Consider the following 12,604-nt stretch of genomic DNA (forward strand, 5'->3'; position numbering starts at 1 on the left):
CCTGGCCGGTGCCTGCCGCTGGTTCGGGTGATGTGTGGGGAGCGCCGGGTGAGCGCTCGCGGGGGCTAATCGCCGTGCGCGGGTGGCGACATCCGGCGACGCGGGGAACAGATCGGACGGCTGTCATGGCGCGGGGCCCGTGCGGTGGGGCCCACTGGTCGTGGCAGTTGCCGAGGTGCGCTCGTACGGTCCGGGCGGGACCGTACGGGGAAGAGCGTCCGGATGACGAGCCCGCGCGTGCCGGCGCCGGGGAGGCGGGGGCGGTGCAGAGGGTGCTCAGTCATACGAGCTTTATATCAATGCTTTGTACATCTATCCATCCTGCCCCTGGTCCGGGCCGCGCGTAGGCTGCGGCCAGGGATTCCGTCGCTGGGTGAAGGGACGAGTAACCATGGCTGGACGACTGACCGGGAAGGTCGCATTCATCACCGGCGCCGCACGGGGGCAGGGCCGGGCGCACGCGGTGCGGCTGGCGAGCGAGGGGGCCGACATCGTCGCGGTCGACCTGGCGGGGCCGCTGCCGCACGTGCCGTACGATTCGCCGACTCCGGCCGACCTCGAAGAGACCGTACGGCTGGTCGAGGCGCAGGACCGGCGGATCGTCGCCGAGCGCTGCGACGTACGGGACCTCGAAGCGATGCGCGCCGCCGTCGACAGGGCCGTCGCCGAACTCGGCCGGCTGGACGTCGTGGTGGCCAACGCCGGCATCTGTATCCCGGCGGCCTGGGACCGGACGACGCCCGCGGTGTTCCAGGACACGATGGACATCAATGTCGTCGGCGTCTGGAACACCGTCATGGTCGGAGCCCCGCACCTGATCGCGGCAGGCGGCGGCTCGATCATCCTGACCAGCTCCTACGCGGGCAAGAAGATGCAGCCGTTCATGGTCCACTACACGGCCAGCAAACACGCCGTGACGGGCATGACCCGCGCCTTCGCCGCGGAACTCGGCCCGCACCGGATCCGGGTCAACAGCGTCCACCCCGGAGCGGTCAACACCCCGATGGGCTCGGGCCGGATGGTCGAGGAACTCGACGCGGCGTCGCAGACGAACCCGCCGCTCGCCGCGATGGGCACCCCGTTCCTGCCGCAGTGGTCGGCGGAGCCGGAGGAGATCGCTGCGACGGTGGCGTTCCTCGCCTCCGACGACGCGGGCTACATCACGGCCGAGCACATCAGCATCGACGGCGGCGCCCAGTACTACTAGGGCCTACTGGACCTAAGGGCTGTCCGGACGGCGCATCGCGGCGGCCACGACCTCGCCCACCAGCACCGCCGTCGCCGCGGGGCCGCGCAGCGGGGCCGTCGGCAGGATCGATGTGTCCGCGACGCGCAGTCCGCTGACCCCGTACACCCTGCCGTACTGGTCGACGACCGCGCCCGGATCGTCCGGCGGCCCCATCGGCGCGCTCGCGCAGGCGTGCACCGACGTGCCGAGCCGGCCGGCGATCCACCGGTCGAGCGCGCCGTCGTCGGCGAGGATCCGCGGATCCGGTCCGGCCCGCCCCGCGGCGACGGCGCCGAACGCGCGCGACGCGATCACCGCAGCCGTCACCCGTACCGCCTCGCGCATCCTGCGCCTGCTGTCGGCCGTGGACAGATAGCCGTAGTCGATCCGCGGCGGCACCCCGGGGTCGGCGGACACCAGCCGCAGCTTCCCCACGGACTCCGGTGCCTGGACGGAGACGAGGAACGGCAGGGGTGCGCCCGGGACCGCCGTCGTCCCGCCGACCAGGCCCGCCATCGGCACCAGCGACTGCAGGATCTCCAGATCGCCGGAGTGCCCGCCGTCCGACGACGACAGGTGGAGGCTCCCGCCCAGCCAGTTGCCTTCGGGCGCCGGCAGCTCGGACGAGGGAGCCCACTCGACGACGACCTGCGGATGGTCGCCGAAGCCCGCGCCCACGCCCGGGGCGTGCCGTACGACCGGCACCCCGAGCCGTTCGAGGTCGGCGCGCGGGCCGATGCCCGAGAGCAGCAGCAACTGCGGCGAGGCGAAGGCCCCGGCGCAGAGCACGACCTCACCGGCCCGTACGGTCTCCCGCCGGCCGGCGCGCTCCAGCTCGACGCCGACGGCGCGGGCGCCCGCCGTCCCGCCGCCCTCGACCAGGACCCGCAGGACCGTGCTGTCGCCGCTGACAGCGAGGTTGGGCCGGGCAAACGCGTCGAGCAGATAGCTGAGACCGGTGTTCACCCGGACACCCGCGTCCGTGTTCGTCGGCACGGGACCGAAGCCGGGCGCGCCCTGGTCGTTCTTGTCGGGCTCGGCGGGAAAGCCCAGCTCGGCGGCGGCGGCGCCGAACGCGGCCGCCGCGGGGTGGCCGAGCGAGGTGCGCCGGACCCTGACCGGACCCGAACCGCCGTGCACCGCCGACGAGCCGTGGTCCAGGTCGGTCTCCAGGCCGCGCAGGAACGGCAGGACCCGGTCGAAGGACCAGGCGTCGTTGCCGGCCGCCGCCCACCGGTCGAAGTCGGCGCGCCTGGCGCGGACGAAGTACCCGCCGTTGATCGTGGTCGAGCCGCCGAGGAACCGGCCCCTGACGACGGTGTACGGGCGCTCCGGCGTGAGGTGCGCCGGATACTCCGTACCGGCGGGGTGGCCCGGCCAGGCGCCCGGGACCAGCCGCCCGTCCAGCAGTCCGGGCCCGAAGCCGGCCGCGCGCAGCGGTACGGGTCCGGCCTCCACCAGCAGCACCCGGCGGTCGCCGTCCTCGCTGAGCCGCGCGGCGAGCGGCGCTCCGCTCGCCCCCGCGCCGACGACCACCACGTCGTGCCGGATCACCTGGGCGGGTCCTCGGCGAAGGTCTCGCTCAGCACGTCGAACGCCGACCACAGCAGCTCCCGCAGATCGCTGCCGTCCCGTCTGAGCCACTGCTCGTACGCGGACAGCGAGGCGGCCAGGAACGTCCAGGCGATCACCTGCGGCCGCAGATCGTCCTCGGACACACCGAGTCTGCGGGCGGCGTACTCGGCGACCACCTGCCGCCAGGACGCGTAGCGCAGCGTCGAGTGCGCGACCAGCGACGGCACGTTCAGCAGGAGGTCCATCCGGCGTTTGTGGTACTCGATCTCCTCGGCGGGGAACTGGTTGAACTCGACGATGGCGGAGCGCAGCGCGTCCAGCAGGGGGGTCTCCTGCGGGGTGGCGCGCAGATACTCGCGCATCTGCTCCACGAGGTCGTCGAAGTCGCCCCACGGGACGTCGTTCTTCGACCGGAAGTAGCGGAAGAAGGTGCGCCGCCCGATGCCGGACGCGTTGGCTATGTCGTCCACCGTCGTCTCGGCGAAGCCGCGTTCCACGAAGAGCTGGAGCGCGACATGGCTCAGCTCGCCCACCGACGTCGATGGCTGTCTGCCGGCGCGCGCCGCAGGCCGTGGGACGCCGGCTGAGGAAGTCACATCTTTCCCTTTCTTCCATTTGACACCGGGTGCCATTACAGTGGCGATTATCAGGCAGACAGGGACCGGCGGCCAGCCGGTACCGCGTCATCAAGCCGCAGAGGAGCATCGTATGAACGACCTCCAGATTGTCCCTTCCGGCGAGCAGTCCAGCGCTTCCGACGCCGCCGCGACAGCCGACACCGCACCGCGTCCCGATTCCGTCATCGAGGCCGACGACCTCGTCGAGGAGATCTCGATCGACGGCATGTGCGGCGTCTACTAGCCGCCGCGCCGTGACCGGCATGGACATCGATCGTCCCTGGGACCTGCATCCGCAGGTCTCGGTACGGCCCGAACCCTTCGGTGCGCTGCTGTACCACTTCGGGACGCGCAAACTCTCGTTCCTCAAGGACCGCCGCCTGCTGACCGTCGTCCAGTCACTCGCGGACGCTCCCACCGCGCGGGCCGCGTGCACGGCCGCCGGTGTCGCCGAGCCCGAAGTGCCGCGCTACAGCCGGGCTCTCGCGACGCTCGCCCAGTCGTCGATGGTGGTGGAAAGGATCTCATGACCGCGCTCCAGGACACTCCCACCCGCAGTGCGGGCAGCAAGCCGCTCGTCGACCTGTTCGAGTACGGGCTCGACGCGCCGATCTGTCTCACCTGGGAGCTCACGTACGCCTGCAACCTCTCCTGCACCCACTGCCTGTCCAGCTCGGGACGGCGCGACCCGCGCGAACTGAGCACGGCTGAGGCGAAGGCGGTGATCGACGAGCTCGAACGCATGCAGGTCTTCTACGTCAACATCGGCGGCGGCGAACCGACGGTACGCGCCGATTTCTGGGAGCTCGTGGACTATGCCACAGCCCATCACGTGGGCGTGAAATTCTCCACGAACGGCGTGAAGATCACCCCGGAGGTGGCCGAGCGGCTCGCCCGGAACTCCTACGTCGACGTGCAGATCTCCCTCGACGGCGCGACCGCCGAGGTCAACGACGCCGTACGCGGCCCCGGTTCGTACGACATGGCCCTGCAGGCCATGGCCAATCTCTCCGCCGCAGGGATGGAGAACTTCAAACTGTCCGTCGTCTGCACCCGGCACAACATCCCGCAGATGGACGAGTTCAAGGAGATCGCCGACCGCTACGGGGCCCAGCTCAGGCTGACCCGGCTGCGCCCCTCGGGCCGCGGCGCCGACGTGTGGGACGAGCTGCACCCCACCCGCGACCAGCAACGCGAACTGTACGACTGGCTCGTGGCGCACGGCGACAGCGTGCTGACCGGTGACTCGTTCTTCCACCTCTCCGCCTTCGGGGAGGCGCTGCCCGGGCTCAACCTGTGCGGCGCCGGACGTGTCGTCTGCCTGATCGACCCGATCGGCGACGTCTACGCCTGCCCGTTCGCGATCCACGACGAATTCCTCGCCGGCAACATCCGTACCCCGGGCGGCTTCACCGGCGTCTGGCGGCAGTCCGAGCTGTTCCAGCGGCTGCGCCAACCGCAGTCCGGGGGAGCCTGCGCCTCCTGCCAGTTCTTCGACACCTGCAAGGGCGGGTGCATGGCGGCGAAGTTCTTCACGGGCCTTCCGCTGGACGGCCCCGACCCCGAGTGCGTCCAGGGGTACGGCGAGCAGCTGCTCGCCGGCCGCACTTCACAGACTCCCGTCCCGAAATCCTCGGCGGATCACTCCCACCGCACCACCCGGGCCGCGCGCCCGGGTCCGGTGGCCCTGACCCTCACCCGCCGCGCGGAGCTGGACGGGCCTCCGGTCAGCGACTGCGCCGAGAGCCCGCTCGCCGGGTTCCGGCCGGAGTAGCCGGCCCCGGAGCAGCACAACACCACAGCCCGCACAGGCGCGTTCGACGGGAACGCGTCTCTGCGCGATGGCGAAATATGATGAGAAAGGTGCACGTAATGGGGCGTGTAGAAGGCAAGGTCGCATTCATCACGGGGGCAGCACGAGGACAGGGCCGCAGCCACGCGGTCAGGCTGGCGCAAGAGGGCGCCGACATCATCGCGGTCGATATCTGCGAGGACATACCCGGCGTGGTCTATTCAGGGGCCACCGAGGACGATCTCGCCGAGACCGTGCGCCAGGTGGAAGCCCTGGACCGCAGGATCGTGGCGCGGAAGGCCGACGTACGGGACCTCGCACAGCTCAAGGAGGCCGTCGGCCAGGGGGTCGCCGAGCTGGGGAAGCTCGACATCGTCTCGGCGAACGCCGGCATCCTCAACACCCCGGCCCCGGCCGAGGACCTGGCCGAGGACAGCTGGGCCACCATGATCGACATCAATCTGACCGGCGTGTGGAAGACCTGCGCCGCGGCGATCCCGCATCTCAAGGCCGGCGGCAGCGGCGGCTCGATCATCCTCACCAGCTCCGAGGCGGGCCTGATCGGCTATCAGAACGTCGCGCACTACGTCTCTGCCAAGCACGGCGTGGTCGGACTCATGCGCACCCTCGCGCTGGAGCTCGCGCCGGACAGCATCCGGGTCAACAGCCTCCACCCCACGCAGGTGGACACGGACATGATTCAGAACGAGTCGACGTACCGGATGTTCAGCCCGGACCTCGACCACCCGACCAGGGACGACTTCGCCGTGGCCTCACAGGCCGTCAACGCCCTGCCGATCCCGTGGGTCGAGTCGGTCGACATCTCCAACGCCCTGCTGTTCCTCGCCTCGGACGAGGCGCGCTACATCACCGGCGTTCCGCTGCCGGTCGACGCCGGCTGCTTCCTCAAGTGACAGACCCGCACCCAGCACCACCGAAGACTTCAAGACAAGGAGACACGCAATGGGGCGTGTAGAAGGCAAAGTAGCGTTCGTCACCGGCGCGGCACGCGGCCAGGGCCGCAGCCACGCGTTGCGCCTCGCCCAGGAGGGCGCGGACATCATCGCGATAGACATCGCATCCCAGATAGATTCCGTCCCGTACGCCATGGCGACACCGGACGACCTCGCCGAGACCGTACGCCAGGTGGAAGCCCTGGACCGCAGGATCGTCGCCACCCAGGCCGACGTACGCGACTTCGAAGCGGTGAAGCGGGCGGTCGACGACGGCGTCGCCCAGCTCGGCCGGCTCGACATCGTCTCGGCCAACGCCGGCATCTTCAGCTTCGGCACGATGGACGAACTCAGCGAGACCCAGTTCGCCGACATGATCGACGTCAATCTGACCGGTGTGTGGCGCACGGCCAAGGCGGCGATCCCGCATCTCAAGGCGGGCGGCAACGGCGGCTCGATCATCCTGACCAGCTCGACGGCCGGGCTGATGGGCATGGAGAACATCGGCCACTACGTGGCGGCCAAGCACGGTGTCGTGGGGCTCATGCGGACCCTCGCGCTGGAGCTGGCGCCGGACAGCATCCGGGTCAACAGCGTGCACCCCACATCCGTCAACACCGACATGATCCAGAACTCGGCCGCCTACGAGCTGTTCTCGCCCGACCTCACCCCCGAGGAGCGGAACAGGGACGTCCTCGCACCGCGCTTCGCCGCGATGAACGCGCTGCCGATCCCGTGGGTCGAGCCGGTCGACATCTCCAACGCCGTGCTCTGGCTGGCCTCCGACGAGTCGCGTTACGTCACCGGCGTCACGCTGCCGGTGGACGCCGGACAGCTCACCAAGTAAGCGACGCCACCATGACAAGGACGAGGACGATTACCACGCAGCGGACAGCCCGGGAGACGTCGACCGCGACGGCCGGTGTGCTGGCGACCCGGGAGCGGATCGCCTCGCGCCTTGTCGGCCGTGAGCGCGAGCTGGAACTCGCGCTCGCGGCGGTCGCCGCCGGGCGTGATCTCGTGCTGGAAGGCCCCCCGGGCACCAGCAAGACCACCATGCTCAGGGCGATCACCGACGAATGGGGCATCCCCCTGGTGTTCGTGGAGGGCAACGCCGATCTGACCCCGGCCAAACTGATCGGCCATCACAACCCCTCGCGGGTGCTGCGGGAGGACTACAGCGCCGACAACTTCGTCGCCGGACCGCTGGTCGAGGCCATGAGCACCGGCGGCTTCCTCTACCTGGAGGAGTTCAACCGCGCCCCCGAGGACACCCTCAACGCGCTGCTCACCGCGATGGCGGACCGCACCATCCAGGTGCCGCGCGTCGGCCGGATCACCGCCCAGCCGTCGTTCCGGGTCGTCGCCTCGATGAACCCGTACGACAACGTCGGCACGACCCGGCTCTCCATGAGCGTCAGCGACCGGCTCAACCGGATCGTCGTGGACTACCAGGACACCCGGGCCGAGGAAGGCATCCTCGCGCTGCGCACCGAACTCACCGGCGCACTCGCCGAGCGGATCATCGCCGACGCCGTCGCCGTCACCCGGGCCACCCGCGTCCACCAGGACGTACGGCAGGGCAGCAGTGTGCGCGGAGCGATCGACTGCGCCCTCGTCGACCATGAACTCACCCTGCTGCGACAGCTCGCGGGACCGGCCGACGAGCGCTACCCCGAGACGTTCTACGACGCCATGACCGTCGCCCTGTCCGGCCGTATCCGCATCGACGAGGCGGCCGGGACGACCCCGGAACGCGTCCTGCGCGAGATCTGGGAGAACCGCTTCGTGCTGGACCCGGCACGCGCCGAACCCGGCTGAAGAGCTGTGGCCGCCGACTCGCCGCTGCGCCGCGAGACGGCTCGCGCCACAGCCACGAGCAGGCCGCTGCGCCGTACCCCGAAGAAGCTGGACGAGGATCCGATGGTGTTCGAGACCGTGCCAGGCACCGGCGGGGCCGTGCTGCGCGCCCAGCCGCGCGGCGGCACGGCGCGCGAGCGGCCCGCAGGCCCGGGAGCGGGCTTCACCGACGAGGAAGGACACCTGCTCACCGCCACCGACGAGGAAGCGGTCGACCCCGAGGTGCGGGCACGGGCCAGGGCCATCGCGGCCCGGCTCTCGCTGCCCAAGCCGAAGCGGGCCAGCACCGCACGGCGCGCCACCGGCCGGCTCGCCAGCCTGCCCTACCGGGACAGGAGCGACGAGATCGACCTCGACCGCACCCTGGAGAGCCTGGCCGAGCACCCGGTGCCCGAGGACGAGGACATCTACGTCTTCGAGCGGGTCCACGCCCGCAGGTCCGTGGTCCTCGCCGTCGACCTGTCCGGCTCGATGAAGGGCGAGCGGGTCCGCACGGCGGCGGCGACCGTCGGCGCGCTCGCCGCCGAACTGGCGCAGGACGCCCTCGCCGTCATCGCGTTCTGGTCCGACGCGGCGATCCTCCTCGGCCTCGGCGAGCCGGTCCGGCCCGCCGAACTCCTCGACGCGATGCTGCGGCTGCCCGCCAGGGGACTCACCAACGTGGGCTTCCCGCTCCAGCTCGCCGCCCGGCAGCTCGCCGGAGTGCCCGAACCCGACGCGCGGGTCCTGCTGCTGTCCGACTGCGTGCACAACGCCGGCCCCGACCCACGGCCCGCCGCCGCCCGGCTGCCGAGGCTCGACGTGCTGCTCGACACGAGCGGCGAGAAGGACGTCGAACTCGGCACGGAGATGGCCCGGCTGGGCCGCGGCACCTTCCACGCCGTCCGCACCCACCACGATGTCGGGGCCGCGCTCGGCGACATCTTTCGCGCCTGACCCGGATAGGAAAGATCTATGCCTAGGAATCCCTGGTTCGAGACCGTTGCCGAGGCGCAGCGCCGGGCCAAGAAGCAACTGCCCAGCTCGGTCTACGGGGCGCTGGTCGCCGGTTCCGAGCGCGGCCTGACCATCGACGACAACATCGGGGCCTTCGCCGAACTCGGCTTCGCCCCCCGGGTCGTCGGGCACCACGCCGAGCGGGATCTGTCGACCACCGTGCTCGGCGTCGAGACGGCGTTCCCCGTTCTCATCTCACCGACGGGCGTCCAGGCGGTGCATCCGGACGGCGAGGTCGCGGTCGCCCGCGCCGCCGCCAACCGGGGCATCATCATGGGCCTCAGCTCGTTCGCGAGCAAACCGGTCGAGGAGGTCGCGGCGGCCAACCCCAACACCTTCTTCCAGATGTACTGGACGGGTACGCGCGAGGCGATGACGCAGCGCATGGAGCGCGCCAGGGCGGCCGGGGCCAAGGCCCTCATCTCCACCCTCGACTGGTCCTTCTCCAACGGCCGCGACTGGGGCAGCCCGGCCATCCCCGACAAGGTCGACCTCAAAACCATGCTGCGGTTCGCGCCCGACGTACTGCCGCACCCGCGCTGGCTCCTGCAGTTCGCGAAGACCCGCAGCATCCCCGATCTGACCACCCCCAACCTGCGGCCCCCGGGCGGTGTCGCGCCGACGTTCTTCGGCGCGTACGGCGAGTGGATGCAGACCCCGCCGCCCACCTGGGACGACGTGAAGTGGCTCCGCGAGGAGTGGGGCGGGCCCTTCCTGCTCAAGGGCGTCACACGGGTCGACGACGCGCGGCGCGCCGTCGACGCGGGAGTCTCGGCGATCTCCGTCTCCAACCACGGCGGCAACAACCTCGACTCGACCCCCGGCACGATCCGCATGCTGCCCTCGATCGCCGAAGCCGTCGGCGACGAGATCGAGGTGCTGCTCGACGGCGGCATCCGGCGCGGCGGTGACGTGGCCAAGGCACTCGCGCTCGGCGCCGACGCCGTACTGATCGGCCGCGCCTATCTGTGGGGGCTCGCCGCCAACGGACAGGGCGGGGTCGAGAACGTCCTGGACATCCTGCGCGGCGGCCTCGACTCCGCCGTACTGGGCCTCGGCCACTCCTCGGTCCACGAGCTGTCCCCCGACGACCTGGTGATCCCGCCGGGCTTCACCAGGACCCTGGGCGGCGGTCTCGTGGCCGGGTCGGACAAGCCGAAGGCGGGCCCGACCACACCGCGCGACCAGGACCCGATCGGCTAGCGGGCGCCCGTGTCGCAGGAACACACCGGCTCGTCGGAGCTGGCGCGGCTGGTGTGGCCGCGCGTTCCCGACGCCGTGACCGTCCTCGTACCGATCGGTTCGACGGAACAGCACGGCCCGCACCTGCCGTTCACCACGGACAGCGTCATCGCGCGGGCCGTCGCGGCGCGGGCGGCGGACCACCCGTCGCTCGCCCGGCCGCACCCGCCGCTGGTCGCGCCGACCATCACGTACGGATCCAGCGGCGAGCACGCGGGCTTCCCCGGCACGGTCTCCATAGGACGCGAGGCCCTGCTGGCGGTCGTCGTCGAGACGGTGCGCTCGCTGTCCCTGTGGGCAGGGCGGATCGTGTTCGTGAACGGCCACGGCGGCAATGTGCCGACCCTCGACCAGGCCGTCGGCCGGCTGCGCGCCGAGGGGCACGACGTGGCGTGGACGCTGTGCGCGCCGCCGGGCTCCGACGCGCACGCCGGACGTGCGGAGACCTCCGTCATGCTCCATCTCGTCCCCGACGAGGTACGGGTCGAGGCCGCGACCGCGGGCGACACCCGGCCGCTCGCCGAGATCATGCCCGAGCTGATCGCCCACGGCGTGCGGGCCGTCTCCCCGAACGGGGTGCTCGGCGACCCGACGGGTGCGTCGGCCGAGGAAGGCGCGGCGCTGCTGGACGCCATGGTGGCGAGCGCCGTACGGCGGATCGCCCGCTTCAGGGTGGACGCGCGCGGCCGGCTCACGGAGGAGACACCAACGGCAGCGGGGACACCAACGGCAGAGGGGACACCGGAAGAATGACGCTCCCGCACGGCTTCGTCGTCCAACTCGACCGCAGGACCCGGGTCGTCGACGGCGGCAGGTCCCTGCTCGGCGGCTTCCCGACCCGGCTGGTGCGTCTGACCGAGCGCGCGAGGCCGCTTGTCACGGGCCGCCGTGTCGTGGTCAAGGACGCGGCGAGCGCGCTGCTCGCCGACCGGCTGCTGGAGACGGGCCTGGCCCACCCCGTCACCGCCGAACTCCCGCCCCACCCGGACCCGCGCTGGACCGTCGTCGTACCGGTACGCGACCGGCCGCGCGAACTCGACCGGCTGCTCACCAGCCTCGGCACCGCGCACCCCGTGATCGTCGTGGACGACGCGTCGTACGAGCCGCAGGCCGTCGGCGCCGTGGCCGCCCGGCACGGCGCGCTGCTGGTGCCCCTCGACGTCAACGTGGGTCCGGCCGCCGCCCGGAACGCCGGGCTGCGGCTGGTCCGCACCCCCTACGTGGCCTTCGTGGACTCCGACGTCGTTCTCCCCGCCACGACGATCCCCACGCTGCTCGGGCACTTCGCCGACCCGAAGGTCGCCATGGCCGTCCCGCGGATCGCCGGGCTGCGCACCGAAGCTGCCCCCGGCTGGCTCACCCGCTACGAAGAGGCCCGCTCGTCCCTCGACCTCGGCGCGGAACCGGCGCAGGTCCGGCCGGGATCACCCGTCTCCTGGGCCTCCACGACCTGTGTGCTGGCCCGGGTCGACGCGCTGGCCGAGGGGATCGGCGGGTTCGATGACGGGATGCGGGTCGGGGAGGACGTCGACCTGTGCTGGCGGCTCGTCGCGCGCGGACTGCGGGTGCGCTACGACCCCTCGGTCACCGCCGAGCACGAACACCGGGCCCGGCTGGGGGAGTGGTTCACCCGCAAGGCGTTCTACGGCACCGGTGCCCACCCGCTCGCCGTACGGCACCCCGAGGCGATTGCCCCGGTCGTCCTCGCCCCCTGGAGCGCGGCGCTGATCGTCGCGCTGCTCGCCCAGCGCCGCTGGTCGGTCCCGGCGGTGGGCGCCCTCTGCGCCGTCACCACCGTACGGATCGCCCGCAAGCTGGACCGCGCCGACCACCCGCTGAAACTGGCCGCCCGGCTCACCGCGAACGGCACCGTCGGGGCGCTCTCCCAGGCGGGCAGCCTGCTGACCCGGCACTGGTGGCCGGCGGCGGCCGCCGGCTGCCTGGTCTCCCGCCGGGTGCGCAGAGCGGTCGCCGTGGCGGCCGTCACCGACATCGCCCTGGAGTACCGCAAGAACCACGGGCACCTCGACCCCGTACGCTTCGCCGTCGCCCGGCGCCTGGACGACCTCGCCTACGGCGCCGGCGTCTGGTACTCGGCGGCCAAGGGCCACTCGCTCGCGGCCCTGCGCCCGCGCGTCCGCGGCTGACGGTCCGGGCGCGGAACGCCGGAACGCGGAAGTGCCCGCCGGTCTCCCGGCGGGCACTTCCCGTATCCGAACTGCTGTACCGCTCTGTACTGCTGTACCGCTCGGTGTCCGAGGGGGGACTTGAACCCCCACGCCCGATAAAGGGCACTAGCACCTCAAGCTAGCGCGTCTGCCATTCCGCCACCCGGACGAGG

Annotated in this window: 13 protein-coding genes and 1 tRNA gene; 11 read left to right on the plus strand and 3 right to left on the minus strand. The window is 71.6% G+C overall.

Going from position 1 to position 12,604, the window contains the following annotated elements:
- Positions 1–391 precede the first annotated feature (391 nt).
- A complete protein-coding gene (locus HY68_RS21620) occupies positions 392–1,207 on the plus strand; it encodes a mycofactocin-coupled SDR family oxidoreductase (protein ID WP_041991303.1) in 816 nt (271 codons plus the stop codon).
- A gap of 12 nt (positions 1,208–1,219) precedes the next feature.
- On the opposite strand, the gene mftG is transcribed toward HY68_RS21620, so the two are convergent.
- Positions 1,220–2,782 carry a mycofactocin system GMC family oxidoreductase MftG gene (mftG, locus tag HY68_RS21625; protein ID WP_041991305.1) on the minus strand — a complete coding sequence of 521 codons (1,563 nt, stop codon included), beginning with the start codon at positions 2,780–2,782 and terminating at the stop codon, positions 1,220–1,222.
- Positions 2,779–3,399 carry a mycofactocin system transcriptional regulator gene (gene mftR / locus HY68_RS43930; protein WP_041991307.1) on the minus strand — a complete coding sequence of 207 codons (621 nt, stop codon included), beginning with the start codon at positions 3,397–3,399 and terminating at the stop codon, positions 2,779–2,781. Before mftR ends, mftG begins: the two co-directional genes overlap by 4 nt.
- Positions 3,400–3,511: 112 nt before the next feature.
- On the opposite strand from mftR, the gene mftA reads away from it, so the two are divergent.
- The 10 genes from mftA (at position 3,512) to mftF (ending at position 12,410) form a co-directional block, all read left to right on the plus strand.
- Complete coding sequence (mftA, locus tag HY68_RS40130) at positions 3,512–3,664, plus strand: mycofactocin precursor MftA (protein WP_063779667.1); 153 nt, start codon at positions 3,512–3,514, stop codon at positions 3,662–3,664.
- A 19-nt stretch (positions 3,665–3,683) separates the two neighbouring features.
- The gene (gene mftB, locus HY68_RS21635) at positions 3,684–3,950 is read left to right on the plus strand and encodes a mycofactocin biosynthesis chaperone MftB (protein ID WP_041996781.1); all 267 of its coding nucleotides are present in this window, start codon (positions 3,684–3,686) and stop codon (positions 3,948–3,950) included.
- A complete protein-coding gene (gene mftC / locus HY68_RS21640) occupies positions 3,947–5,194 on the plus strand; it encodes a mycofactocin radical SAM maturase (RefSeq protein WP_041991309.1) in 1,248 nt (415 codons plus the stop codon). Before mftB ends, mftC begins: the two co-directional genes overlap by 4 nt.
- Positions 5,195–5,292: 98 nt before the next feature.
- Positions 5,293–6,126 carry a mycofactocin-coupled SDR family oxidoreductase gene (locus HY68_RS21645; RefSeq protein ID WP_041991312.1) on the plus strand — a complete coding sequence of 278 codons (834 nt, stop codon included), beginning with the start codon at positions 5,293–5,295 and terminating at the stop codon, positions 6,124–6,126.
- Between the two features lie 49 nt (positions 6,127–6,175).
- Complete coding sequence (locus HY68_RS21650; RefSeq protein WP_041991314.1) at positions 6,176–7,012, plus strand: mycofactocin-coupled SDR family oxidoreductase; 837 nt, start codon at positions 6,176–6,178, stop codon at positions 7,010–7,012.
- Between the two features lie 11 nt (positions 7,013–7,023).
- The gene (locus HY68_RS21655) at positions 7,024–7,986 is read left to right on the plus strand and encodes a MoxR family ATPase (protein WP_078863713.1); all 963 of its coding nucleotides are present in this window, start codon (positions 7,024–7,026) and stop codon (positions 7,984–7,986) included.
- A 6-nt stretch (positions 7,987–7,992) separates the two neighbouring features.
- Positions 7,993–8,961, plus strand: a complete 969-nt coding sequence (locus tag HY68_RS21660) for a vWA domain-containing protein (protein ID WP_198533316.1) — start codon at positions 7,993–7,995, stop codon at positions 8,959–8,961.
- A gap of 18 nt (positions 8,962–8,979) precedes the next feature.
- Complete coding sequence (gene mftD / locus HY68_RS21665) at positions 8,980–10,224, plus strand: pre-mycofactocin synthase MftD (RefSeq protein ID WP_041991318.1); 1,245 nt, start codon at positions 8,980–8,982, stop codon at positions 10,222–10,224.
- 9 nt (positions 10,225–10,233) lie between these two features.
- Complete coding sequence (mftE, locus tag HY68_RS21670; protein ID WP_241778638.1) at positions 10,234–11,016, plus strand: mycofactocin biosynthesis peptidyl-dipeptidase MftE; 783 nt, start codon at positions 10,234–10,236, stop codon at positions 11,014–11,016.
- Entirely contained in the window at positions 11,013–12,410 is a 1,398-nt protein-coding gene (mftF, locus tag HY68_RS21675) for a mycofactocin biosynthesis glycosyltransferase MftF (protein ID WP_041991320.1), read from the plus strand. The genes mftE and mftF overlap by 4 nt, the downstream gene beginning before the upstream one ends.
- Positions 12,411–12,515: 105 nt before the next feature.
- Here mftF and HY68_RS43935 read toward each other — a convergent pair.
- Positions 12,516–12,600: transfer RNA gene (locus HY68_RS43935), tRNA-Leu, on the minus strand.
- Positions 12,601–12,604: the final 4 nt, after the last annotated feature.

This window comes from Streptomyces sp. AcH 505 (genome assembly GCF_000818175.1).
In the GTDB taxonomy this organism is placed as follows: Bacteria; Actinomycetota; Actinomycetes; order Streptomycetales; family Streptomycetaceae; genus Streptomyces.

Bases quoted from the DNA above. Each gene is read 5' to 3' on its own strand.
- mftA (WP_063779667.1), top strand. From the start codon at position 3,512: ATGAACGACCTCCAGATTGTCCCTTCCGGCGAGCAGTCCAGCGCTTCC.
- mftF (WP_041991320.1), top strand. From the start codon at position 11,013: ATGACGCTCCCGCACGGCTTCGTCGTCCAACTCGACCGCAGGACCCGG.
- HY68_RS21620 (WP_041991303.1), top strand. From the start codon at position 392: ATGGCTGGACGACTGACCGGGAAGGTCGCATTCATCACCGGCGCCGCA.
- mftC (WP_041991309.1), top strand. From the start codon at position 3,947: ATGACCGCGCTCCAGGACACTCCCACCCGCAGTGCGGGCAGCAAGCCG.
- HY68_RS21650 (WP_041991314.1), top strand. From the start codon at position 6,176: ATGGGGCGTGTAGAAGGCAAAGTAGCGTTCGTCACCGGCGCGGCACGC.
- mftD (WP_041991318.1), top strand. From the start codon at position 8,980: ATGCCTAGGAATCCCTGGTTCGAGACCGTTGCCGAGGCGCAGCGCCGG.
- HY68_RS21655 (WP_078863713.1), top strand. From the start codon at position 7,024: ATGACAAGGACGAGGACGATTACCACGCAGCGGACAGCCCGGGAGACG.
- HY68_RS21645 (WP_041991312.1), top strand. From the start codon at position 5,293: ATGGGGCGTGTAGAAGGCAAGGTCGCATTCATCACGGGGGCAGCACGA.
- mftB (WP_041996781.1), top strand. From the start codon at position 3,684: ATGGACATCGATCGTCCCTGGGACCTGCATCCGCAGGTCTCGGTACGG.